Origin of the sequence: Natronomonas sp. (assembly GCF_028274965.1) — an archaeon.
Classification (GTDB): Archaea; Halobacteriota; Halobacteria; order Halobacteriales; family Haloarculaceae; genus Natronomonas.
Genome location: NZ_JAQCNO010000048.1, coordinates 53,170 through 76,631, shown reverse-complemented (window position 1 = coordinate 76,631; position 23,462 = coordinate 53,170). Strand labels below are relative to the sequence as shown.

The 23,462-nt window shown below is 70.5% G+C and carries 20 protein-coding genes; 13 read left to right on the top strand and 7 right to left on the bottom strand.

Annotation, left to right across the window (positions count from 1 at the left end; all coding sequences use genetic code 11):
* Positions 1-99 precede the first annotated feature (99 nt).
* Positions 100-1,425 carry a D-aminoacyl-tRNA deacylase gene (locus Q0916_RS06535; RefSeq protein WP_299235916.1) on the bottom strand — a complete coding sequence of 442 codons (1,326 nt, stop codon included), beginning with the start codon at positions 1,423-1,425 and terminating at the stop codon, positions 100-102.
* 59 nt (positions 1,426-1,484) lie between these two features.
* Positions 1,485-2,663 carry an MFS transporter gene (locus tag Q0916_RS06530; protein ID WP_299235914.1) on the bottom strand — a complete coding sequence of 393 codons (1,179 nt, stop codon included), beginning with the start codon at positions 2,661-2,663 and terminating at the stop codon, positions 1,485-1,487.
* Positions 2,664-2,810: 147 nt separating this feature from the next.
* Between Q0916_RS06530 and Q0916_RS06525 the strand changes: the two genes are divergently transcribed.
* Genes Q0916_RS06525 through Q0916_RS06505 form a run of 5 tightly spaced genes read left to right on the top strand, consistent with a single transcriptional unit; the run spans position 2,811 to position 7,362 of the window.
* Positions 2,811-3,605, top strand: coding sequence for a shikimate dehydrogenase (locus Q0916_RS06525; protein ID WP_299235912.1), 795 nt, complete (start codon positions 2,811-2,813; stop codon positions 3,603-3,605).
* Between the two features lie 42 nt (positions 3,606-3,647).
* Positions 3,648-4,379: a helix-hairpin-helix domain-containing protein gene (locus Q0916_RS06520; protein ID WP_299235910.1), complete on the top strand. Its 732-nt coding sequence runs from the start codon at positions 3,648-3,650 to the stop codon at positions 4,377-4,379.
* Between the two features lie 39 nt (positions 4,380-4,418).
* Positions 4,419-5,912, top strand: coding sequence for an anthranilate synthase component I family protein (locus Q0916_RS06515; RefSeq protein ID WP_299235908.1), 1,494 nt, complete (start codon positions 4,419-4,421; stop codon positions 5,910-5,912).
* Complete coding sequence (locus tag Q0916_RS06510; protein ID WP_299235906.1) at positions 5,909-6,499, top strand: anthranilate synthase component II; 591 nt, start codon at positions 5,909-5,911, stop codon at positions 6,497-6,499. Before Q0916_RS06515 ends, Q0916_RS06510 begins: the two co-directional genes overlap by 4 nt.
* The gene (locus tag Q0916_RS06505; protein WP_349254513.1) at positions 6,484-7,362 is read left to right on the top strand and encodes an aminotransferase class IV; all 879 of its coding nucleotides are present in this window, start codon (positions 6,484-6,486) and stop codon (positions 7,360-7,362) included. The genes Q0916_RS06510 and Q0916_RS06505 overlap by 16 nt, the downstream gene beginning before the upstream one ends.
* A gap of 10 nt (positions 7,363-7,372) precedes the next feature.
* Here Q0916_RS06505 and Q0916_RS06500 read toward each other — a convergent pair whose 3' ends face one another.
* Positions 7,373-7,792 carry a Rieske (2Fe-2S) protein gene (locus tag Q0916_RS06500; protein WP_299235905.1) on the bottom strand — a complete coding sequence of 140 codons (420 nt, stop codon included), beginning with the start codon at positions 7,790-7,792 and terminating at the stop codon, positions 7,373-7,375.
* 128 nt (positions 7,793-7,920) lie between these two features.
* Positions 7,921-8,619 (bottom strand): hypothetical protein, encoded by a 699-nt coding sequence (locus tag Q0916_RS06495; RefSeq protein WP_299235904.1) that lies wholly within the window; start codon positions 8,617-8,619, stop codon positions 7,921-7,923.
* A gap of 109 nt (positions 8,620-8,728) precedes the next feature.
* On the opposite strand from Q0916_RS06495, the gene Q0916_RS06490 reads away from it, so the two are divergent.
* Positions 8,729-9,604 carry a polyprenyl synthetase family protein gene (locus Q0916_RS06490; RefSeq protein ID WP_299235902.1) on the top strand — a complete coding sequence of 292 codons (876 nt, stop codon included), beginning with the start codon at positions 8,729-8,731 and terminating at the stop codon, positions 9,602-9,604.
* Positions 9,605-9,722: 118 nt separating this feature from the next.
* Positions 9,723-10,556, top strand: coding sequence for a ribose-phosphate diphosphokinase (prs, locus tag Q0916_RS06485; protein WP_299235901.1), 834 nt, complete (start codon positions 9,723-9,725; stop codon positions 10,554-10,556).
* Positions 10,557-10,616: 60 nt separating this feature from the next.
* Here the strand turns inward: prs and Q0916_RS06480 are convergent, their stop codons facing one another.
* Together Q0916_RS06480 and ileS are read right to left on the bottom strand one after the other, a co-directional pair.
* A complete protein-coding gene (locus Q0916_RS06480) occupies positions 10,617-12,536 on the bottom strand; it encodes a hypothetical protein (RefSeq protein ID WP_299235899.1) in 1,920 nt (639 codons plus the stop codon).
* The gene (gene ileS, locus Q0916_RS06475) at positions 12,536-15,721 is read right to left on the bottom strand and encodes an isoleucine--tRNA ligase (protein ID WP_299235896.1); all 3,186 of its coding nucleotides are present in this window, start codon (positions 15,719-15,721) and stop codon (positions 12,536-12,538) included. Before ileS ends, Q0916_RS06480 begins: the two co-directional genes overlap by 1 nt.
* Positions 15,722-15,853: 132 nt before the next feature.
* On the opposite strand from ileS, the gene Q0916_RS06470 reads away from it, so the two are divergent.
* The 5 genes from Q0916_RS06470 (at position 15,854) to Q0916_RS06450 (ending at position 22,027) form a co-directional block, all read left to right on the top strand.
* Entirely contained in the window at positions 15,854-16,252 is a 399-nt protein-coding gene (locus Q0916_RS06470) for a prefoldin subunit beta (RefSeq protein ID WP_299235894.1), read from the top strand.
* A 16-nt stretch (positions 16,253-16,268) separates the two neighbouring features.
* Positions 16,269-16,517, top strand: coding sequence for a DUF3194 domain-containing protein (locus Q0916_RS06465; RefSeq protein ID WP_299235892.1), 249 nt, complete (start codon positions 16,269-16,271; stop codon positions 16,515-16,517).
* Between the two features lie 150 nt (positions 16,518-16,667).
* A complete protein-coding gene (locus tag Q0916_RS06460) occupies positions 16,668-17,543 on the top strand; it encodes a CBS domain-containing protein (protein WP_299235890.1) in 876 nt (291 codons plus the stop codon).
* Positions 17,540-19,279, top strand: a complete 1,740-nt coding sequence (glyS, locus tag Q0916_RS06455) for a glycine--tRNA ligase (RefSeq protein ID WP_299235888.1) — start codon at positions 17,540-17,542, stop codon at positions 19,277-19,279. Before Q0916_RS06460 ends, glyS begins: the two co-directional genes overlap by 4 nt.
* A gap of 285 nt (positions 19,280-19,564) precedes the next feature.
* A complete protein-coding gene (locus Q0916_RS06450) occupies positions 19,565-22,027 on the top strand; it encodes a DEAD/DEAH box helicase (protein WP_299235886.1) in 2,463 nt (820 codons plus the stop codon).
* A 9-nt stretch (positions 22,028-22,036) separates the two neighbouring features.
* On the opposite strand, the gene Q0916_RS06445 is transcribed toward Q0916_RS06450, so the two are convergent.
* Entirely contained in the window at positions 22,037-22,852 is an 816-nt protein-coding gene (locus Q0916_RS06445; RefSeq protein ID WP_299235884.1) for an Sjogren's syndrome/scleroderma autoantigen 1 family protein, read from the bottom strand.
* Positions 22,853-22,948: 96 nt separating this feature from the next.
* Here Q0916_RS06445 and Q0916_RS06440 point away from each other — a divergent pair, with 96 nt between their 5' ends.
* A complete protein-coding gene (locus Q0916_RS06440; protein ID WP_299235882.1) occupies positions 22,949-23,428 on the top strand; it encodes an RNA-binding protein in 480 nt (159 codons plus the stop codon).
* Positions 23,429-23,462 lie beyond the last annotated feature (34 nt).

Below are 23,462 nucleotides of genomic sequence, written 5' to 3'. Positions count from 1 at the left end.
TAAAATACCTTTCCCAAATGTCTGACGCGCGTCCGACGCGCGGCGTGGGGCTCGCCCCCGAACAGCGGAATAAACCGGATATAACGATATCAAACCGGCTCAAAACGGGAACCGCTCGGTTCGCGCGCGCCGGACGTCCGCCGGCTCGACGCGCTCTCCGTCGACCTCGACCGCCTCTCCGCCCGCGAGCCGACCGAACTCCGGCCCCTCCTCGATGCCCGCCCGCTCGGCGAGGGCCGGATCGAACGCCTCACGCTCCGCGATCACCTCGCCGTCGGTCGTTTCGACGGACTCGTATTTCGCCTCGAGGACCGACGCGAGCCGCTCGACGATCGCCCGGTAGCCGGCGGGATCGGCGAGTGCGACCCGCCCTGCGACGAGCGTTCCCCCCTCGGTCGTCTCGTAGGCGAGCGCCTCCCCCGACACGGCTGCGACGACCGCCTCCCGGTCGACGCCGTTTGCCGCCTCAAGGAGCTCCGACGGCAGCGTCTCGGTGACGAACTCCCCGTCGTGCCCGGCCGCCTCGGCGCCGAACCGGAGCCCCTCCTCAACCGCCCCGAGCGCCCGCTCGACGCGACCGACGGTCCCGAGCGGAACGCCGGTCGTCTCGTTGAGAAACGTCTCGGTGACGGTTTCGAACCCGAGGTCCTCGATCACCGCCGCCAGCTCGGGCCGGGACCCATCGAGGAGCGCGAACTCGGTCCCGCTTGCGCGAAACGCCTTCGCGACGACGGCGACCGATTCGCGTGGATCGCCCATCTCCTCGAGCCCCCAGTCGGCGGCGACGTGACCGACCCCCCAGTCGGTCCCCGTCAGGACCCGATCGAACCGCGGGGCGTAGTGGCCGCCCCCGAACCCGACGACCGCCCGCTCCCTGTGGGCGTCGACGCCCCGGAGTTCGAGGATCGCACGCGCAACGGCCTCGGCGCCGTCGTCGTCGCGCCACTGCGGTTCGTCGCTGCCCACCTCCACGAAAAGCGACGGACAGCCGACCGTCGAGGGCCCGTGGTGCGTACACTCGATCCCGACGTCGTACCCCGACGGGGCGTGGGACTCGAGTGCGCCCCTGAGGACCGACAGCGCGTTCGGCGCGGCGCGGGCGAGAGAGCCCTCTCCGCCGCCGTACGCCGCCGGCCCGAAGTTCCCCGTCGCGTGCGCCGTGAGCAGCGGTCCCGTCTCCCCGTCGTGTCTGGAGGCGAACGCGAGGAGGTCCGGATCGTCGAAGGCCGCCGCTGCGCCGTCGAGACGGACGTGTAACCGATCGAACGTCCGGAGTTCGACGCCCTCGCCGCGGTAGTACGTCCCGCCGCCGTTTTCTTCGGCGCGGCGCTCGTCTTCGCGTTCGTCCCACTCGGCGGCCGCGAGCAACTGCTCTCCGATCCGTTCGGACGCTTCGTCCGCGCGCGAGACGACGACTGCGAGCATGGCCGCCCTCGGCGCGCGGCGGAGATATACCGCACGGTGTCGTCCCGCCGTCGACGCGCTCAGCGCCTCCGCCGGACTCCGAGGAGCACGCCGACCGACAGGAGCCCGAGCACCGCGCCGCCGGCGAGCGTCAGGAACGCGACCGGGTAGCCGCTTCGGTCCAACGCGGCTCCGAAGACGATCGGCGAGACGACCGTCGTCGAAAAGCCGACAAGCGACTGTACGGAGAGCGCGGCCCCGACGCGTTCATCGGGGACGACCTCGGTCACGAGCGTCGAGGTGGGGGCGCTGTCCACGGCCAACACGAACCCGTACACGAGCGTGACGGCGACCAGTGCGGCCAGCGGCAGCCGGCCGAGCAGCCCGAACACCGAACTCAAAAGCGCGCTCGCGCCCAACCCGAGCGCGACGGTCCGCGGGCGGCCGAGGCGGTCGCTCAACCACCCGCCGCCGGCGTTTCCCGCCCCGCTTGCGACGATCATGCCCCCGACGAGCAGCCCCGGGAGCACCGCGGAGTCGAGAGCACCGATCGCCGGGGTCGCAACGAGAAACGCCAACAGCCAGTTTCGGACCCCGAACAGCTCCCAGTTGTGCCACGAGTACACGCTGACCGCCGAGAGGAACTCGCCGTTCCGGAGGATAGACGGGTCGAACCCCCCATCGGGCGACGCCGTCCGCTCGGGGCTATCGCGCGTCAGCCCGAGGACCACCGGGGCGACGAACAGCGCGCCGACGCTCGTCGCCCCGACCGCGAGCCGCCAATCGACCGCCTCGGCGGCGACGGTCGCGAAGACGAACGAAAGCCCGCTCCCGACCTCGTACACGCCGATGTACGCCCCCAGCGCCCGTCCCCGGACGTCCTCCGGGAACCAGTCGCTGACGAACCGCATCCCGGGCACGTACACCCCGGCGACGAACAGCCCCGACAGGAACCGCAGCGCCGACCCGACGAGCACCCCGTCGGCGACCGCGGCGAACGCGAGACTCGGGACCGCGGTTCCGGTTGCCCCGACGGCGATCACCCACCGGGGGGAGTACCGGTCGGCGAGCCAGCCGGCCGGAACGACGCTGGCGAGATAGCCCGCCTGAAACGCCCCGAACACGATCCCGGCCTGCGTCCCCGAGAGCCCCCACGCCTCGACGACCAACGGGAGCACCGCCGAGTAGTTGAACCAGACCAACACGGAACAAAACAGCGCGAACGCGGCGACGACGAGCGCGCGGTTCCGCTCTCTCATCCGGGTGCGACGAACGCGCGCCGGTCGATTAACTCTTGTTCCGAACGCTCCTGTCCGAAAGCGGCCGGGTTCGGATTTCGTATCGCAACATGCGGTTTAGGCCCCGGTTTCGGGAACGCTTTTGTCCGTCCGAGCGGTCCGGCCGGTATGGACGTGTTCGGTCTGATCGGCAACCCCGTCGGTCACTCGGTCTCGCCGCCGATGCACGAGGCGGCCTACGAGCGACTCGGCGTGGACGCCCGGTACGTGACGTTCGAACCCTCCGAAGACGCCCTCGAGCGGGCGATCGAGGGGGCCGACGCGCTCGGGATCGACGGGCTCAATGTGACGATCCCGTTCAAAGAGCGCGCCGCAAACGCCGTCGTCCCCGACCCGCTCGCCGACCGGATCGGGGCCGTCAACACGATCGACTTCGACGGCGAGCCGACGGGGTACAACACCGACGCGGCGGGGCTCGTCCGGGCGTTCGAACACCGCGACGTCTCGCTTTCGGGTTCGGCGGTCGTCGTCGGTGCCGGGGGTGCCGGGCGCGCGGCGGCGTTCGCACTCGCCGAGGAGGGTGTCTCCGTCCACGTCGCGAACCGGACGGTCGAGCGGGCCGAATCGCTCGCGGGCGAACTCCCGGGAGCGACGGCTGGCGGCCTCCCGGAACTCGGGGAGCGACTCGCCGGCGCGGACCTGCTCGTCAACGCAACGAGCGTCGGGATGGACGCCGACGAAACGCCGGTGCCGAAGGCGGCGCTTCACCCCGATCTCGCCGTCCTCGACGCCGTGTACACGCCGCCGGAGACCCGCCTCCTCCGCGAGGCGCGGTCCGTCGGCGCGACGGCCATCGAGGGGGTGTGGATGCTGCTGTTTCAGGGCGTCGAGGCCTTCGAGATCTGGACGGGCCGCGCCGCACCGGTCGACGCGATGCGCGACGCGCTCGAAGCTGCGCTGTGAGCCCGCCGACCGTTTTTATATACCCGCCCGCTTAGGATAGGTATGAGCTTCTTCGACCTGATCCGGGCAATGCTCGGGCTCAGCACGTCCAACCGCGCCGACGAGTCCGACCGAACCGACGTCGACGCCGGGGACGCGGCCGCCCACTCCGATCCCGATCACGAGCCTGATCCCGGTCCCGATCTCGACTCGGACTCTGATCCCGGTCTCGATCAAGACCCGGACCCCGACCCCGACTCGGTCTCCGATCCCGACCGCGAGGCCGCCGCCGCGGGGACAGACGCGGCCGCCGCCGCGGGGACAGACGCGGCCGCCGCGGGGACAGACGCGACTGCCTCGACGGACTCGATGACCCAACCAACGCGGGACCCCGACGCCGCCGCCGAACCCGCCGAGGCGGGCGCAGGCGTGACCGAGCACAGCGGCACGGACGCGGCGGCGGCCGAACCCGCCGAAGCGACCGGGCCGGTCCCCGACGACCCGGATCCGACCTCGATCGACGAGGGGTCGCCGTCGGACTCCGAGGAAGCGGGGGCGGACAACACGGACACGGACACGGACACAGACACGGACTCGGATTCGGGTTCGGACCCGGATCCGGACCCGGTCGACGCGATCAGCGGCATCGGCTCGGCGTACGCCGAGCGGCTGGCGACGGCCGACGTCGAGACGGTCGGCGACCTCCTCGACGCCGACGCCGACGCGCTCGCCGAGCGGACCGGCATCTCCGAAAAGCGGATCACTCGCTGGCAGGAGACCGCCGCGGAACACTGACCGCGAAACGGTTATTTTCCGCCGTCCCGTCGGTCCCGTATGCGAGTCCTCACCGACCGACAACGCTTCGTCGAGACGGCCGCGGCGGCGGCCGACGACGCCCGCGTTCCGGTCGAGATACGGATCCGCGTCGCCGACCCCTTCGAGTCCTACCGCCGCGCCCGCCGCGGCGACGGCGGGGACCTCCTCGTCGAGACGAGCGGCGGCCGACGCGGATGGGGCTACTTCGCGATCGACCCGACGGAGCGGATCACGGTCTCGGCGGACGCGGTTCCGCTCGGGGACGCCGCGCCGCACGGATCGCCCTCCCTCGCCGCGATCGACGCCGCGATCGCCGGGGAGTCCCTCGAGCGCGGCGGCTGTGAGGTGCCGTACCCCTGCGGCGTGTTCGGCTGGCTGTCCTACGACATCGCCCGCGAGATCGAACCGATCCCCGACCGAACGACCGACGACCGCGGGCTTCCGAGACTCCAGTTGGCGACGTACGACCGCGTCGCCGCGTGGGAAACGCCGACGAAACGCGAAACGACCCTCCGGATCACCGCCTGCCCCCGGCTCTCGGCGCACGACTCGGCCGACGCCGCCTACGAGTACGGCCTCGATCGCGCCCGGGAACTGGTCGCCCGGGTCGTCTCGGGGGATCGCTCCGTCGGCCGCCCCCCGGCCGCCGGTGGGCGGGCGGCCTTCGAGAGCGACTGTGGGCGATCCGCCTTCCGGGATCGCGTGCGCGCGGTGAAGTCGTCTGTCCGGGACGGCGACACCTTCCAGGCGAACGTCTCCCAGCGGCTCTCGGCCCCGGCGACCGTCCACCCGGTCGACGCGTACGCCTCCCTCCGGCGTGTCAACCCCGCGCCGTACTCCGCGCTTGTCGAGTTCCCGGGCGTCGATATCGTGAGCGCGAGCCCCGAGTTGCTGCTCGACGTCGAGGGCGACCGGCTGACGACCGAGCCGATCGCCGGGACGCGCCCCCGCGGCGAGACGGCCGCGGCGGACGCGGAACTCGAGGCGACGCTCCGATCGGACGACAAAGAGCGGGCCGAACACGCGATGATGGTCGACCTCGAGCGGAACGACCTCGGGAAGGTAAGCGAGTACGGCAGCGTCGACGTCAGCGAGTACCGCCGCGTCGACCGGTACTCCGAGGTCATGCACCTCGTCAGCCGCGTCGAGGGCACGCGCCGCGAGGACCGCTCGATCGCCGACGCGGTGGGGGCCGTCTTCCCCGGCGGGACGATCACGGGCGCGCCGAAGCCGAAGACCATGTCGATCATCGACGACGTCGAGCGGACGCGACGCGGCCCTTACACCGGCAGCGTCGGGCTGTTCGGCTTCGACGAGCGGGCGACGCTGAACATCCTCATCAGGACGCTCGTCCGGCGCGATAGGCGGTATCACCTCCGGGTCGGCGCGGGCATCGTCCACGACTCCGACCCCGACGCCGAGTACGACGAGACGCTCGACAAGGCCCGAGGCGTCCTCGCCGCGGTCGACGCGGCGCTGGCGGGCCCCGAAACGGAGGCCCCGGAGCCGTGAGCACAGAGCGACCCACCGTCCTCGTCGTCGACAACTACGACTCGTTCGTGTACAACCTCGTCCAGTACGTCGGCGTCCACGCCGAGGTCGTCGTCAGGCGAAACGACGCCATCGACGTCGCCGGGATCCGCGATCTCGACCCCGACGGGATCGTGGTCTCGCCCGGGCCGGGGACGCCGGCGGAGGCCGGCGTGTCGGTCCCGATCTTCGAGTCGCTGTCGTACCCCACGCTCGGGGTCTGTCTCGGCCACCAGGCGCTCTGTGCCGCCAACGGCGCCGCCGTCGGCCGCGCCCCGGCGGTCGTCCACGGCAAGCCCTCCGTGGTGACCCACGACGGGGCCGGCGTCTTCGGGGGCCTCCCCGAGCGCTTCGAGGTCGGCCGGTATCACTCCCTGGCCGTCGCCGACGGGACGCTCCCCGAGGAACTCGTCGAAACCGCGCGCACGGACGCCGACGGCGGCGTCGTCATGGGCGTCCGACACAAGGAGAAGCCGCACTCGGGCGTCCAGTTCCACCCCGAGAGCGTCCTCACGGACGCCGGGGAGGCGATGATCGAAACGTTCTGCCGGAGGTGCGAGGCGGCCTGACGATCCAGTACCACGTCGACGGCGAGTTGATCGACCGCGGCGAGGCGACCGTCAGCGTCGACGACAGGGGGTTCCGGTACGGCGACGGCGCCTTCGAGACCTGTCGGGTCTACGGCGGCCGGGTCTTTCTGTGGGACCGACACCGCTCCCGACTGCGCCGCACCTGCGAGGCGCTCGGGATGGCCGACGCCGTGCCGGAGGACATCGACGACCGGATCGACGAGACGCTCGCCGCGAACGGCCTCTCGGAGGCGTACCTCCGGGTCTCGGTGACCCGCGGCGTCCAACCGGGCAAGCTGACCCCCGACGAGCGCGTGGACCCGACGGTCGTCGTCTACGTCGACAGCCTCCAGCGGGGCGGAACCGCCGGCGACCCGGTCTGGGACGCCCCGGCGGCGGTCGAGCGCGTCCGAACGCGGCGCGTTCCCGACGCGGCGCTGCCGGCGGGCGCGAAGACGCACAACTACCTCAACGGGATCTTGGCCCGTCTCGAACTCCGGGGGCGCGACGCCGACGAGGCGCTCATGTGCGACACCGACGGCTGCGCCGCCGAGGGGGCGACGAGCAACGTCTTTTTCGTCGAGGACGGCGCGCTCCGGACGCCCGAACTCGGCTCCGTCCTCCCGGGGATCACCCGCGAGACGACGATCGAACTCGCCGAGCGGGCCGGCCTCACGGTCGAGACCGGGCGCTACGCCGTCGAACGAATCTGTGACGCCGACGAGGCGTTTCTGACGAACACGACCTGGGAGATCAGACCGATCGCCCGCCTCGGCGAGCGCGAGGTCGGCGGCGGTCCGGTCACCGGAGCGCTCCGGGCGGCCTACGACGAACTCGTCGAGCGGCGCTGTTACGGCGGCTGAGACGACCGGCTCAGAACTTGTAGTTCGACGTCGATCCCCTGTCGGCGTCGTCGGTCTCGATCGGCCCCGCCCGGAGGAACTCGTAGTCGTCGTCGGTCAGATACACCGTTCCGTCCTCGACGGCGACCGAGACGCGGTTGAGGTACGCCCCCTCGCAGGGCCCGAACGTGCACAGACCGCTGTCGGACTCGAAGTACGCGCCGTGGTTCTCACAGATGAGCTCGCCGCCGCGCATCTCCGCGCCCGACCCCTTGTCGATCGCGATGTGCGTGTAGTGCTGACAGTAGTTCAGCCACGCGTGGACGTCGCCGTCGCTCCGGACCAAGATCGCCTCGCGTTCCTCACCGGACTCGGCCTCCCGGAGCGTAACGAGATGCGTCGTCTCCTCGGGGACCTCCTCGGCCGGCGCGATCGCGCGTCGTGAAGCCATCGTCAGCGGTAGCGCTCGCTCGGACAAACCGTTTGCGGACGCACCCCGACGCCGTCCTTTCGACGCCTCCGCACCGTCCGCGTCTCGTCCCGACGACTCGCGGCCCAGGAGGCCGTCGGGCGGCCGCGCTAACCGATCTCCAGCGCGCCGACGTCGTCCTCGGGCCCGCCGACGACCACCGCGCCCTCTGCGCCCGGCCCGATCACGACTCGCGCCCCGGCGACGATCGGGGCGACGAGGCCCGCGGCGACGACCGTCGGGTCGTCGAACGACCCCCTGACGGCGACGGCGCTGTCGGGACCGATCCCGTGGCGATCGATGACCGTCCGCGCCGCCCCGAGCAGTTCCTCGTGGGTGTAGACGCGGCCGCCGCTCTCCAACAGCGGGTCCCCGGGCGCGACGCGGTCCGGGGGCTCCGTCGGGTTCTCGCTCCAGACGTCCCGCTCGAAGTACGACACCGACGGGTCGGCCGGCGGGTCGCCGTAGACGACCTGTTTCGTCTCCGGGCCGAACGCGTACGCCTCGGCCCCGGCGGCCGGGACGACGACCGCCCGGACGTCCGCCCCGATCGCGTCGTCGGGCCCGAACTCCACGATGGCGCCCAGCGACGCCGCGCCGTAAAGCGTCACCACCGGCTCCGGGAGCGGATCGTCGGCGACGGCGACGCCGACCCCGCTCCTGACGCCGATGAGTTTGAAGAAGTTCCCCGCCTTCCAGGCGCTCGTACAGAACCGGCGGTAGTCGTAGCGCCGCTCGCAGGCCGGGGCGACGAGGGCCGTCGCGTCCGAGCGCCGATCGCGCGCGATCGCGTCGCCGAGTACGTCCATGCCCGCGGTAGGTCCGTCGGCGGTATATACGCACCCCTCGGAGAACCGCCCGCCACGGACCCCCTGGCGCATCCGTCACGTACTTCCCGAGACCTCCCGTACCCTCGGTATGGAGTACCTCGAGCGCCGTCGGGGGCTCATCGAGTCGCGGCTGGAGGCCGTCCTCGAGGGCACCGAACCGGACGCGATGACGGAGCGTCTGGAGCACGTCTCGCTGTCCGGCGGCAAGCGCGTCCGGCCGATGGTGACGCTTCTGTCGTTCGAGGCCGCCGGCGGCGAGTTGGCCGGCGAGGACGGCCGCGAGTCGGCGCCCTCCGCCGCCGCGATCGACTTCGCCGTCGGGATCGAACTCGTCCACAACGCCTCGCTCGTCGTCGACGACATCATCGACGAGTCCGAACGCAGACGCGGCGTCGAGAGCACGTGGGCGGCGTTCGGGTACGGCCCCGCCATCGCGACCAGCGACGGCTTACTCGGGGAGGCGTTCTCGCTTTTCGGCGCCGACGAGCGCGCGATGGAAACCGTCGCCGAGGCGATGGTCGAACTCGGGGAGGGCGAGGCGACCGAACTCGTTTCGCGGCCGGGGACCGAGGCGGAGTACATGGACCTCGCCCGCCGCAAGACCGGGGCGCTGTTCCGGGCGGCCGCCGAACTCGGCGCGATCGCGGCCGACGCCGACGCCGACGCGACCGAGGCCTTCGGGCGCTACGCCGAACGCGTCGGCATCGCCTTTCAGATCCGCGACGACGTCCTCGACGAGACGGCCGACGCGGACGCGCTCGGCAAACCGACGGGGCGCGACGAGGCGATGGGCCGGCCCTCCCTCGTCCGCATCACGGGCATGGACCCCGAGGAGGCGAACTCACTGGCGCGCTCGGAGTCAGAGGCCGCCCTCGCGTCGCTCTCGCGGGCCGCCGTCGGCGAGGGCACCGCCGCGGAGTACCTCCGGGACCTCGCGCAGTTCGTCGTCGTCCGCGAGCGCTGAGGGGGCGTGCGCGGGCGTCTCCGTCCCCGTCATCTTCCTGCTCTATTCCCGCCGGTTCCGGGTCCCCGCCGGCCGACGAACGAAAACCGGTTTAGCCCCGGGGGACCGACCTGCGCGCATGATCGTCCCGGGATCCGCCTCACAGGAACTCGCGGCGGCGCTCGCAGCGGAACTCGACGAACCGCTCGCGGCCGTCGAGTACGACTGGTTCGCCGACGGCGAAACGCTCGTTCGGGTCCCCGACAGCGCCGAGCGCGCCGTCGTGGTCGCCTCGACGGTCTCGGACGCCGAACACGTCGAGTTGCTCCAGCTACAGGACGCCGCCGCCTCGCGGGCCTCGGAGGTCGTGACCGTCCTGCCGTACATGGGCTACGCCAGACAGGACGAGGCGTTCGACCCCGGACAGCCGGTCTCGGCGCGGGCGATGGCGCGGTCGATTTCGACCGGCGCCGACCGCGTCCTGACGGTCAACCCCCACGAGCGAAGCGTGTGTGATTTTTTCGACGTGCCGTGTGCGGCCGTCGACGCAGCCGGTCGGCTCGCTGAGCCGCTGCCGGCGCTTTCGGACCCGCTTTTTCTCTCGCCGGACGCCGGCGCGGTCGAACTCGCGAGGACGGTCCGCGACGCCTACGGCCGCGGCGAGACAGACTACTTCGAGAAGATCAGACACTCCGATACCGACGTCGACGTCCGGCCGAGCGACGCCGATACCGCGGGCCGCGACGTGGTGTTGGTCGACGACATCGTCGCGACCGGATCGACGATGAGCACGGCGATCGAACAGCTCTCGGATCCGACCCGCGTGTTCGTGACCTGCGTCCACCCGATGCTCGCCGCCAACGCCCGCACGAAACTCGCGACCGCCGGCGTTGAGGCGGTCTACGGGACGGACACGATCGAACGGGCCGCCTCGGCCGTCTCGGTCGCCCCGGCGGTCGCCGAGACGCTGTGACTCTCGCTCCCCAGGTCGGCGTCGGTGGCGGTGGCGTCTAGCGGTGTCGCACCTATCGGCTCAGCGTCTCGCTGCTAACAGTGCGAACGCGGCCAGCGCGGCGAGTGCAACGCCGACGCCGCCGCCGGGTTGGTCCTCGATACCGACCGACCCGTCCCCGCCCGTCTCCGCCGACTCCCCGACCGCGACCGTCGTCGATCGATCGCCCGCCGAGACCGCATAGCGCCCGCGCTCGTCGAAGGAGACGGTCGTCTCGACCGTTATCGGCTCCTCCCCGACCCGGACCGACCGGTTCGCAACCGGCTCCCCGTCGACGGCGAACGCCACGTCGCCGGCCCCCGGGCGGTCGGCGGTCGATACGACGGTCGCCCGCACCGCGATCGACTCGCCTACCGCGGCCGACTCGGGGTCGGCCTCGATCGCGGTCACGCGGACTCCGGCCGGTCGCTCGACCGTCACCGAACGCCGCTCGCCGCCGATCGAAACGTCGAAGCTGCCGGGCGTCTCGAAGGCGTGCCCGAGCGACAGCGAGGCCGTCTCCCCGGGGGCGAGTCGGCCGGACTCGCTCGCGACCGTGCGGTCCTCAACGCGGAACGCGGCGTCGAACGGCCCCGCGTCCGACCCGAGGTTCTCGACGCCGAGCGTCGCCGTGAGCGTCTCGCCGACGACGAGCCGCGGGGCGTCGCCGGCCGTGCGGTTGCGGTAGGGCCCCGACACCGTCGTCCCCTCGATCGAGTACCGGACGTCCGGCCCGCCGAAGGCGGCGACGTGTTCGCTTCGGGTCGGGATCGGCGGCGCCTCGGTCGTCTCCGCGTAGCGTTCGGCCTCCTCGCGGATCTCCTCGCCGCCGGCCCGCTCGATCTCGCCGAGGAACGCCCGCTGTGTCAACGCCGCCTCGGGGCCGTTCACCCCCGCGAGGACCGCATCCAGGGTGGTCCCGACCGCCCGGAGCCGGCGGTCGAGGTGGGCGAACACCAGCGCGCCGCGGTCGTAATCGGCGTCCGTCCCCGCCCACGTCCCCGGGTCCGCGAGACGGACGCCGTCGTACTCCGCGTCCGCCCCCGCTTCGAGTTTGTCCGCGAACCCATCGTACCCGATCGCCCCGGCCTCGTAGGACAACAGCGCGGCGTAGTAGTCGGCCATCCCCTCGATCGTCCAGCGCGTTTCCGGGGCCGGCTCGTACCGCTGACGGGTGTGGACGTACTCGTGGACCCACGTGTCGCGGTTCGTCCCGATCGCCTCGGCGTCGCGGACCCACATGTCGCCGCCGTCGCCGCGCTGGACGCCCGCCGAGACCCAGGTGTGCTCGGCCGTCGGAGCCGCGACGACGAACACGCTCTCGGTCGGGTCGCCGATCGAGAGCCGCTCGGCGGCGGACTCTAGTCGTGCGATCACGTCCTCGGGGTCCGCCCGGAGATCGGCGGCCGCCGGCACGACGAGACGGAACGTCTGGCCCGCGGCCGCCCCGGTGTGTTCGGCGTAGGGACCGAGGTACGCCATGTGCGTGCTCGCGATCCCCTCGCCCGTCACCGTGTTCCGCCGGACGACCTCGGAGTCCTCGTCCGTCGTCCGCCAGGAGACGCCGACGCTCGGCGTCCGAACCAGCGCCCACCCGTCGGCGACGACGAACCGGACGCCCTCGCGGTCGCCGCGGGTCCCGCGGACCGTGCCCTCGTACTCGTATCCGACGCTCGGTTCGGCCGTCGTCCCCGTCCACTCGTAGGTCCGCGTGTCGACCCGTTCGAACCCATCGAGGTCGGTGACGTCCGATCCCTCGGGGAGCGTGATCTCGAGTTCGGTCGTCGACTCGGGAACCGACACCCGCGTTTCGACGTCGATCCGGTCGTCGCTCGCCGACTCCGAGAGCGCGTTTTCGATCCCGACGTCGCCCGCCGCCCCGGCGACCGGCGTCGAAACGGCCCCCACAACCCCCAACAGACAGCAAAACCCCACGACGAGGACGAGGACCGAGCGTCGCATCACGCCGTCGGGACGGGCTCGATCGATATGTGCATGTCGACCGACTCGACGTCCCACACCCGCTCGTGGCCGCCCTCGACGGCCCCGAACTCCGCCGCCCGGACCTCGCCGGCGACGAGATCGCGGTGCCGATCGACGAGCCCGGCGACCCGCTCGTCGCGGACGTCCAGATCGACGCGGATCTCCCGCTCGATGTCGAGGTCGAGTTCCTTCCGCATCTCCTGTATCCGGCGGATGACCTCGCGGGCGTAGCCCTCGCTTTCGATGTCCTCGGTCAGCGCCGTGTCGACGTAGACGACCCCTCGGTCCTCGCCGTCGACGCCGAAGGCGGTCCCCTCGACGCCCGCCGGCGTCTCCGCGTTGAACGACACCATCTCCTCGGTCAACGCCACGTCGCGGCCCAACTCCTCGCCGACGGCCTCGACGAGCGCCCCGAGGTCCGGCTCATCGATCGAGACCGCGTTGATCGCGTCCATGATCTCGCCGGCCGCCCCGCCGAACTCGGGGCCGAGCACCGACATGTCCGCGCGGGCGGCGTAGGAGAGTTCGCTCCACTCGGCGTCCGGGCCGACGAGTTCGATCTCGCGGGCGTTGAGCCGGTCTCTGAGCAGCCCCCTGTGTCTGTCGACCGCCTCGGCGGCCCGCTCGTCGTCGGCCGCGACGACGACCCGCGTGACGGGCCACCGGAGCTTCCGTTCGGCCTGCTGTCGGGCGTTCGATCCGGCCTCCTCGACCGCCTCGATCACGCCGATGTCGGTCTCCAGTTCGGGGTCGTGGAACCGCTCGTCGACGGCGGGCCACTCGCACATGTGGACCGTCGGGTGGCCGTCGTCGCCACTCAGCGTGCCGTAGATCTCCTCGGCGACGAACGGGGCGAAGGGCGCCAGCAGCTTCGTCGTCTCGGAGAGGACGTGATACAGCGTCGCGTAGGCGGCCGTCTTGCTCGCCGACTCGCGTTCGGCCCACATCCGCTCGCGGACGACCTGCACGTAGAACCGCGAGACGTCCTCGACGACGAACTCGAGCAGCGCGTCGAGGGCCTTGTCCTGTCTGTAGGCCTCCCACTGGTCTGTCATCTCGGCGGTCACCGACTGGAGCCGCGAGAGCAGCCACCCGTCGACGGTCTCTAACTCCGCCGTCGCCACCGACACGGCGCCGGGGTCGAACCCGTCCATCCGCATGTACGGCAGCGGGAACCGGAACACGTTCCAGAGGATGTTCAGGTCCCGCTGGCGGTTCTGCATCTCGTCCCACGAAAAGCGCATGTCGTCGCCCTGGGGGTTCTGGTTCAACAGGAACAGCCGCATCGGGTCCGCCCCGTGGCGCTCGATCGCCTCCTGCGGCGCGACGATGTTGCCGATCGACTTCGACATCTTCCGGCCGTCCTCCGCGAGCGCCCACCCGTGCATGAGGACGTTCTCGTAGGGCACCTCGTCGAGGGCGGCGCTGCCCATCCCGAGTTGGGACCAGAACCACCCGCGGGTCTGGTCGTGGGCCTCCATGATCAGGTCGGCGGGCCACAGCTCCTCGAAGGACTCCTCGTCGCCCGGGTAGCCGATCGTCCCCCACGAGGCGACCGAGGAGTCGAGCCAGACGTCGAAGACGTCCGGGACACGCGTGTGCGTGACCCCGTCCTCGGTGATGGTCAGCTCGTCGACCGTGTCCTTGTGGAGGTCGACCGTCTCGGGGTCGATCGACTGGTCGACCCGCTCGGCGAGTTCCTCCCGGGTCCCGACGACGATCGCGTTCTCGACGTCGCCCGCCCAGCCCTCGGGGACCCAGATCGGGATCGGGATCCCCCAGTAGCGCTGCCTGGAGACGTTCCAGTCCGGGGAGTCCTCGATGAAATCGCGGAAGCGGTTGTCCCGGGCCTCCCGGGGGTACCACTCGCTGTCCTCCATGTTCTCGAGCAGCTGCTCTTTGATGTCCGTGACGGTGATGAACCACTGGTCGGTGACCATCTGGACGATGCCGGTGTCGCAGCGCCAACAGTGGCCGTAGTCGTGGTGGTGGGTCTCCGAGGCGAGAAGCAGTCCCTTCGCGTCGAGGTCGTTGATGATCTCCTCGTCGGCGTCCTTGACGAACGTCCCGGCGTACGCGCCGGCGTCCGCGCCGTAGACGCCGTCGGGACCGACCGGACAGAACACGTCCAGGCCGAGCTCTCGGCCCCGCTCGAAGTCGACCTCGCCGTGGCCGGGCGCCGAGTGGACCAGCCCGGTCCGGTCGGCCTCGACGTAGTCGGCGGTGTACACCGTCGAGGCGCCCTCGAAGTCGGGCGCGTCCGGGACCTCCTCGCGGAGCGGGTGCTCGTACTCCCAGCCGACCATCTCCTCGCCGTCGACCTCGCCGCGCACCTCGTACTCGCCGTAGCCGCCGCGTTCGAGGACGTCCTCGACGCAGGACTCCTCGAGGTAGAGCACCTCGCTTTGCCCGTTCCGCTCGGCCTCGACGGCGCGGTACGTCGCGTCGCCGTCGACGGCAATAAAGGTGTTCGCCGGGATCGTCCACGGCGTCGTCGTCCAGATGACGAGAGCGCCCTCGCGGTCGGTCAGCTCGAACTTGACGTACACCGAGGGGTCCTCGACGCGCTCGTACTCGACCTCGTTGTTCGCGATCGCGGTCTCACACCGGGGACACTGGCTGATCGAGCGCTTGCCCTGCTCGACGAGCCCGCGGTCGTCGGCCTTCGAAAAGCCCCACCACGCGGCCTCCATGTACTCCGGCGAAACGGTTTTGTAGGGGTCCTCCCAGTCCATCCAGACGCCGAAGGACTTGAAGTCCTTCTGGAGCCCCTCGAGCTGCTCGTCGGCGAAGGCCTTGCACTCCTCGATGAAGTTCCGCTCGCCGAAGGCCTCGATGTCCTTTTTGTTCTCGAAGCCGAGTCTCTCCTCGACTTTCGTCTCGATCGGCAGCCCGTGCATGTCGTAGCCCGGACGGTCCGTCACGTCGTACCCGCACATCCGCTTGTACCGGATGTAGGCGTCCTTCAGCGTCTTGTTCCAGGTCGTTCCCATGTGCGCCGCACCCGAGGTGTAGGGCGGCCCGTCGACGAAAAAGAACTCCTCGCCGTCCGCGCGGTGTCGCTTCGTCTGCCCGTAGGCGTCGACCTCCTCCCAGTACTCGGAGACGCGGTCCTCGACCGCCTCCGGTTCGTACTGGTCGTCGACCTCGGCGAACCTGCTCATACCGGAACAATCACCCGCCGGTGTTAAATGAGACTCGGTAGCGCCCGACCCTCTCGGCCCCCTCGGGGCGTTTCGCCCCGGCGGCGGGTCGAAAAGTGGGGGTTTTTCCGTCCCGAAACCGACGTTCGTGGTATGCAGGGTAACCTTCCGCCGGAGGCCCAAGAGAAGATCGAAGAGCTCCAGGACCTCCAAGAGACCGCCCAGCAGGTCGCACAGCAGAAACAGCAGGCCGAGACCAGCCTGCAGGAATCCGAGACGGCCCTTGAAACCCTCGACGGGATGGAGGGCGAGGCGCAGATGTACCGCGAGGTCGGCGAGCTCCTCATCGAGACCGACTACGACGAGGCCTACGAGGACCTCGAAGAGAAGGTCAGCAGCCTCGAGGTCCGCGTCGAGACGCTGACGAAACAGGAAGAGCGCGTTCAGACGCAGTTCGAGAGCCTTCAGGACGAGCTCCAGCAGATGCTGCAGGGCGGCGCGGGCGGCGGTCCGATGGGCGGGCCGGGCGGCCCCGGCGCCGGTGGCGCGTGAGGCCGCGGCCGATCCGATGAGCGACGAACCGACCGACGAGGCGGTCGTCGAAGCCGCCTCCGACGCCGCCGAGGGCGTCGTCCTCTCGCGGTACAAACAGTCGGACGTGACCGACATGGACGTGACCGTCCGGTTTGAGTCCGGGACGCTCGACGTCGACGTCTACCTCAACGCGCCCGAGGACCCCGACCCCGAGGCGGTCGCACGCGAGGCGGTCGAGGCGGCCGAACGAGCCGTCGACGAGCTGTTCGGGGCCTCCGCGTAGGCCCCGCGAGCCGGGCCCTATGAGCAAAGAACCCGCCGATCGCTTTTTCCGTCGCTTCGGACTTCCATCCGTGTGACGCGCCGTCTCCGCTCGCACCGTCGTGCGCGCAGGTCGGTGGACTTAGTACGGAGGCGACGAAAGTCGACCGGTATGAACGTCGCAGACGCGATGACACCGCGGGCGGACGTTATCACCGTCGAGGTCCCCGGGACGCGGGATGACGTTCTCGAGTATCTACAGGAGCGGGGCTTCTCGTCGGTTCCGGTCATCAAAACGACCGACGAGGGCGAGCGGTTCCGGGGGCTCGTCACCCGCGAGTCGCTCATCGAGAACCCCGACGAGGACCAGTTGGCGCTTCTCCTCCGGGAGGTCCCGGGGCTGTCGCCGTCGACGACGCTGACGGCACTCGCGGAGCACATCCTCGAATCGGGCGAACGCCGCGTCCCCGTGGTCGACGACGGCGCGCTCGTCGGGATCGTGACCGTCACCGACGTCGTGCGCGCGATCGCCGAGGACAAACGCGATGGCGACACCGAGGGCGAACGCGACGGCGACACCGAGGTGGGCGGGTTGGCGACGCGACCGGTCAACACGGTCTACCGCGATACGCCGCTTCCCGTCGCCGAGCGGGAACTCTCCTACGCGAACGTCCCCTACGCCGTGGTCCTAGACGACGACGGACGACAGGCGGGGATGCTCACCGAGGTCGACATCATCGATGTCGCCCGCGTCGTCCAGGGCGAATCCGACCCCGGCGACGCCGTCGCCAACCAGGACGACGAGTGGATGTGGGAAGGGATCAAGGCGGTCGGCAGCCGATCGGTCCCGACGCTGAACGTCGAGATCCCCTCGACCCCGGTCTCGGAGTTCATGACCGAGGAGCTCCTGACGGTGTCGAGACACCGGACTGCCCGCGAGACCGCACGTCTCATGCTGTCGAACGACATCGAGCAGATACCGCTGCTCTCCGGGGACGACCTGGTCGGCATCGTCCGGGACACCGACCTCCTGGAGGCGCTGGTATGAGCGAGACGGCCGCGCTCGCCGAACTCGCCAAACGCCGCGGGTTCTTTTTCGCCTCGAACGAGGCCTACGGCGGCACCGCGGGGTTTTACACCTACGGCCCGGAGGGCGCGGCGCTCAAGCGGAACATCGAGGACGCGTGGCGGGACCTCTTCGTCCGCGAACTCGGCAACATGGAGCTCGAAGCGCCGACCGTCATGCCCGAGGCCGTCTTCGAGGCCTCGGGACACCTCGAGGGGTTCGACGACATGATACTCGAGTGCGCCGAGTGCGGCGCGACGCACCGCGCCGACCACCTCGTCGAGGACGCCGTCCCCGACATCGAAGACGCGGAGGCGCTCGGGACGGAGCGGGTCGCCGAACTCGTCGCCGAACACGGCATCGGCTGCCCGTCCTGCGGCGCCGCCCTCGCCGAGGAGCCGGTCGAGGAGTTCAACCTCATGTTCGGGACGAACATCGGCCCCGGGTCCGGCGCTCCGGGGTATCTCCGCCCCGAGACCGCACAGGGGATCTTCGTCGAGTTCCCCCGCCTGAAGGAGTACGCACGGAACACGCTCCCCTTCGGCGTCGCCCAGATCGGCCGGGCCTACCGGAACGAGATATCCCCGCGACGCGCGCTCGTCCGGGTCCGCGAGTTCACGCAGGCCGAACTCGAACACTTCATCGACCCCGAACGCGACCGACCGCCGATCGAAGCGGTCGAAGACGTCGAGGTGCCGCTGTACTCCGCGAGCGCACAGACCGGCGACGGCGACGGCGGCGTCGAACGCCACACTGTCGGCGCCGCGCTCGAAGCCGGACCCCTCGAAAGCGAGTGGGTGGCGTACTACCTCGGGCGGTCGGTCGAGTTCTACGAGCGGATCGGGATCGACATGGACCGGTTCCGGTACCGCCAGCACCTCGCCGGCGAACGCGCCCACTACGCCGCCGACTGCTGGGACGCCGAGGCGGAGATCGGCGGCAACTGGATCGAGGTCACCGGCTTCGCCTACCGGTCGGACTACGATCTCTCGAAACACGGCGAGCACTCGGGGGAGCCGTTCACCGTCTTCCGGCAGTACGACGAGCCGCGGACGGTCGAACGCGCCGTCGTCGATCCGGACATGAGCTACCTCGGCCCCGAGTTCGGCGAGGCGGCCGGCGAGGTCGCCGACGCGCTCGAGGCGCTCGCCGGCCGCGACCGCTCGGCCTTCGAGGGCGACTCCGTCACCGTCGAACTCGACGGCGAAACCCACGCCGTCCCCGTCGAAACGACGGGCTTTGCCGTCGAAGAACAGACGGAGGCCGGCGAACACATCACGCCGCACGTGATCGAGCCCTCCTTCGGCGTCGGACGGCTCGTCTACAGCGTGTTGATCCACGCCCACGGGACCGACACCGTCGACGACGAGGAGCGATCGTTCCTCGAACTCCCCGCCGCGATGGCCCCGACGACCGTCGCCGTCGTCCCGCTGATGACGAAGGACGGCCTCGACGAACGCGCCGAGGGGATCGCCGCCCGGCTCCGGGCCGACGGCTTCGAGGTCGCCTACGACGACACCGGCAACATCGGCCGGCGCTACCGGCGACAGGACGAGGTCGGAACGCCCTACTGCGTGACCGTCGACTACGAGACGCTCGAAGACGACACGGTGACTATCCGGGAGCGCGATTCGACGGAGCAAAAACGCGTCTCGGCCGACGACCTCTCCGCCGTGATCCGGCGGCTCGTCTCCGGGGACGCGCTCTCGGAGCTCTAAGCGAGCCCACGGCGACGCGCCGATCGAGGCCGCCCGGACTCGCCCCCTGAATCCGGTGGCCACAACGACGGCCGTGTGAGACCGCGGCGTCGAAACGGCTTGCGAGCAGGCGGCGCGTTCGCTCCGACGGCCCCGTGGCCGCGCGACGTCCTCGGGGGACCGCCGGCGATGGCTCAGGTCACGGGAACGCTGCGTCGGTTCTGGTATATAAACCGCCGCCCGGTCGCTTCAGTTCCACCTCGGCGGCCGAACCCTTATACAGCGAAACGACGAACCCGTTCGTAGATGGCGACAGCCTCCGGCGACGCCGAGTACATCGAGGGCCCGCTCTTGGCCGAGGGCCTCCTCGAGAAGCGCCGCTATCAGCTCCGGTTGGCCGAGACGGCCCGATCGGACCACACGCTCGTCTGTCTCCCGACCGGGCTCGGAAAAACGGCCGTGAGCCTGCTCGTGACGGCCCACCGGCTGTCCGAGCGCGGCGGGACCTCGCTGCTTTTGGCGCCGACGAAGCCGCTCGTCCAACAACACGCCGCCTTCTACCGGGACGCCCTGACGGTCCCCGACGACGAGGTCGTCGTGTTCACCGGCGACGTCCGCCCCGAGGACCGCGCCGAACTGTGGGAGTCCTCCCGGGTCGTCTGTGCGACGCCGCAGGTCATCGAGAACGACCTCGTCGGCAACCGCGTTTCGCTTTCGGACGTCACGCACGTCACCTTCGACGAGTGCCACCGCGCCACCGGCAACTACGCGTACAACTACATCGCCGACCGGTACCACGCCGACGCCGACGAACCGCTCGTCACCGCGATGAGCGCCTCGCCGGGCGGGGACAAATCGGAGATCCTCACGGTCTGTGACAACCTCGGCCTCCGGGAGGTCGCGGTGATGACCGAGGACGACGCCGACGTCGCCGAACACACCTACCGGACCGACGTCGAGTGGGAACGCGTCGAACTCCCCGAGGCGGTCATCGAGATCCGCGACGCGCTCAACGACGTGATCGCCGAGCGCCTCGGGACCCTCAGGGAACTCGGCGTGACGAACTCGACGGACCCGAACATGTCCCAATCGCAGTTGAACGCGATGCGGGCGAAGCTTCAGGAGCTCATCAACAACGACGACGGCGACGGCTACAAAGGGATGAGCGCTCACGCCGAGATCATGAAACTCCGGCGCGCCGTCGAGTTGGTCGAGACCCAAAGCGTCGAGTCCCTGCGCCGGTACTTCGAGCGCCAGCGGGAGGACGCGCGGTCCTCGGGCGCCTCGAAGGCGAGCCAGCGGTTCGTCAGCGACCGCCGCGTCACGGAGGCGATGCGCCGCGCGGAGCACTTCGAGGACCTCCACCCGAAGTTCCGTCGGACCAGAATCTTACTCGCACAGACGCTCGGCATCGAGAACGGCGAACGGGTCATCGTCTTCACCGAGTCCCGCGACACCGCCGAGACGCTGACGGAGTTCCTCGGCGAGCACTTCCAGACGCGGCGGTTCGTCGGCCAGGGCGACAAGGAGGGCTCCGACGGGATGACCCAGACCGAACAGAAGGAGACGCTCGACGCGTTCCGGGCGGGCGAGTTCGAGGTGCTCGTTTCGACGTCCGTCGCCGAGGAGGGCCTCGACGTGCCCGACGTCGACCTCGTGTTGTTCTACGAACCGGTGCCGAAGGGGATCCGCTCGATCCAGCGGAAGGGTCGGACCGGGCGGGCCAGCGACGGCCGCGTCGTGGTGTTGCTCGCCGAGGACACCCGCGACGAGGCGTTCTTCTGGATGTCCCGAAACGAGGAACAACGGATGGAGGAGGAACTCCGGAAACTGAAGAGCCTCGAAGGGGAGATCGAGGCGGAGATCGCCGAACAGACGGACCTCGAGGCGTTCGACGGTGCCGATGACGCCGACGGCACCGCTGACGCCGACGCTGCTGACGACACCGCCACCGGAAGCGACTCCGGAACGGGACCTACGGGGGAGGCCGACACCTCCGGGTCGGGACAGGCCGGACTCGCCGACTTCGCCGGCGATGTCGACGCCGGTGCCGACACCGCCCCTGATCGCTCTGCCGACGCGACGGTCGCCGAGGCCGAACCGGACGGCGAGACGGTCGAGATCGTCGCCGACCAGCGCGAACTCGACTCCCACATCGCCCGGGACCTCTCGACCCGCGAGGGGATCGAAACCCGCCTCGAAACGCTCGACGTCGGCGACTACGTCCTCTCGGACCGCGTCGTCGTCGAGCGCAAGGCCGTCGACGACTTCCTCGAGACGCTCGTCGGCGGCGACAGGTCACTCTTCGAGCAGGTCGGCGCGGCGGCCCGCCACTACGCCCGCCCGGTCGTCGTCGTGGAGGGCGACGGACTGTACGGCTCCCGGAACGTCCACCCGAACGCGATCCGCGGGGCGTTGGCCTCCCTCGCCGTCGATTTCGGCGCGAGCGTGCTGCGGACCGAGGACGCCGACGGAACGGCCGACCTACTCGAGGTCATCGCGACGCGCGAGCAAAACGCCGACGACCGCGCCGTCTCCGTCCACGGCGAGAAGGGCGGCAAGACGCTCGCCGAGCAACAGGAGTACGTCGTCGGCTCCGTCGCCGAGGTCGGCCCGGTCACGGCCCGCGCGCTGCTTGAGCACTTCGGCAGCGTCGAGCGCGTGATGAGCGCCGACGAGGACGACTTGCTGGCCGTCGACGGCGTCGGCGAGGTCACCGCCGACCGGATCCGAACCGTCACCGCGAGCGAGTACGCCGACCGCGGGTGACGCCGGCGGTCACAGCCGACGGATCGCCCGCAGCGTTTCGGCGGCCTCCCGCGCCGCCGCGAGCAGGTCCCGCTTGCGCCCAACGTCGCGGGTCTCCTCGGCGCGTCTCGTCAGCCCGCCGATCTCCCGCCGCAGCGACGCCTCCGCGTCGCGGAACTCCGCTTCCGCCTCGGATCGCTCCGCCGTCCGCCCGTCGGTCCCGCGCTCCCGTTCGTCTCTGCTTTCACGGCGGGCCGGCGGCTGAACGCGCGCCGGCCGTCGCTCGCCCGCCGGCGTCGGTTGCCGCTCGCCGGTCGACGCCCGCCGCGGCTCTTCGGCCCGTTCGTTTCGGCCCGACCCGGCCGGCGCGTCGTCGGCCGTTCGCTTCGACGCTCCGCCCTCGACGGCCGACGCGTTGTCGTTGCTCTCCACGTCCGATCCGGTCGGATCGCTGCGCGCTCGGGGTTCCGTCCCCGTCTCCGTCCCCGTCTCCGTCTCCGTCTCTCCCCTCGTCTCGGGTTCCGTCTCGGGTTCCGCCGCCGTCGGTTCTGTCGGTTCTGTCCGTTCTGTCGGCTCCGCCCCCGTCGCGTCCCCCGCGTCCGCCTCCCGGTCCTCCTCGGCGGCCTCCGCGTCCTCGGTCGTGACCTCCCGTTCGCAGGTCGGGCAGAACTGCCGGCCCTCGTACCGGAACACCGGCGACCGACACTCCGGGCAGTGGCGGTTCGTCATCGTCGCCCCCTGGAGGAGGAGTTCGCTCATCCGCTCGGACGCCTCCCGTTTTTGTTTGTCGCGCTCGTACTTCTCGCGGAGCTTCTCCCGTTCGGCCTCGCGGTCGAAATCGCTCATGTGCGGTCGTACGCCCGTTCGCCGCAAAAGAACTGCGCTCGGCGGCCGCGCCCCCCGACCGGCGGTTTTTAACCCTCGAGGCGCCGAAACGCCGGTATGCAGGTGAAGTCCCGCCACCACCTCCGGTCCGACGAGATCGGGGCCCTGGAGACGTCTCTGGCCGAGCACCTCGGGATCGACCTCGCCGGCGAGGCGTACGAACGCGTCGAGTTCGTCGACACCGACCGCGAGGTCGTCCTCGTCGACGGCGAACCGCTCGTCGCCTCCTTCGACGGGGAGCTCTTCGTGACCGTCCGCGGCGCGAACGCGCACCCGCCGGAGAACCACGTCGTGACGGTCGACGCCGGGGCGATCTCGTTTGTCTCGGACGGCGCGAACGTGATGCGGCCGGGGATCACCGACGCGACCGAGGACATCGGCCCCGGCGACCTCGTCGTCGTCGTCGAGGAGACCCACGCCAAGGCGCTGGCGATCGGCCGCGCCGAAACCGACGGGTCGGACATGGTCGGCGACTCGGGGATGGTCGTCGAGTCCCTCCATCACGTCGGCGACGATCTCTATGCGTTCCGCGTCTGAGCCCGGCGTCTGACGCGTGGCGGCGCTCCGACGG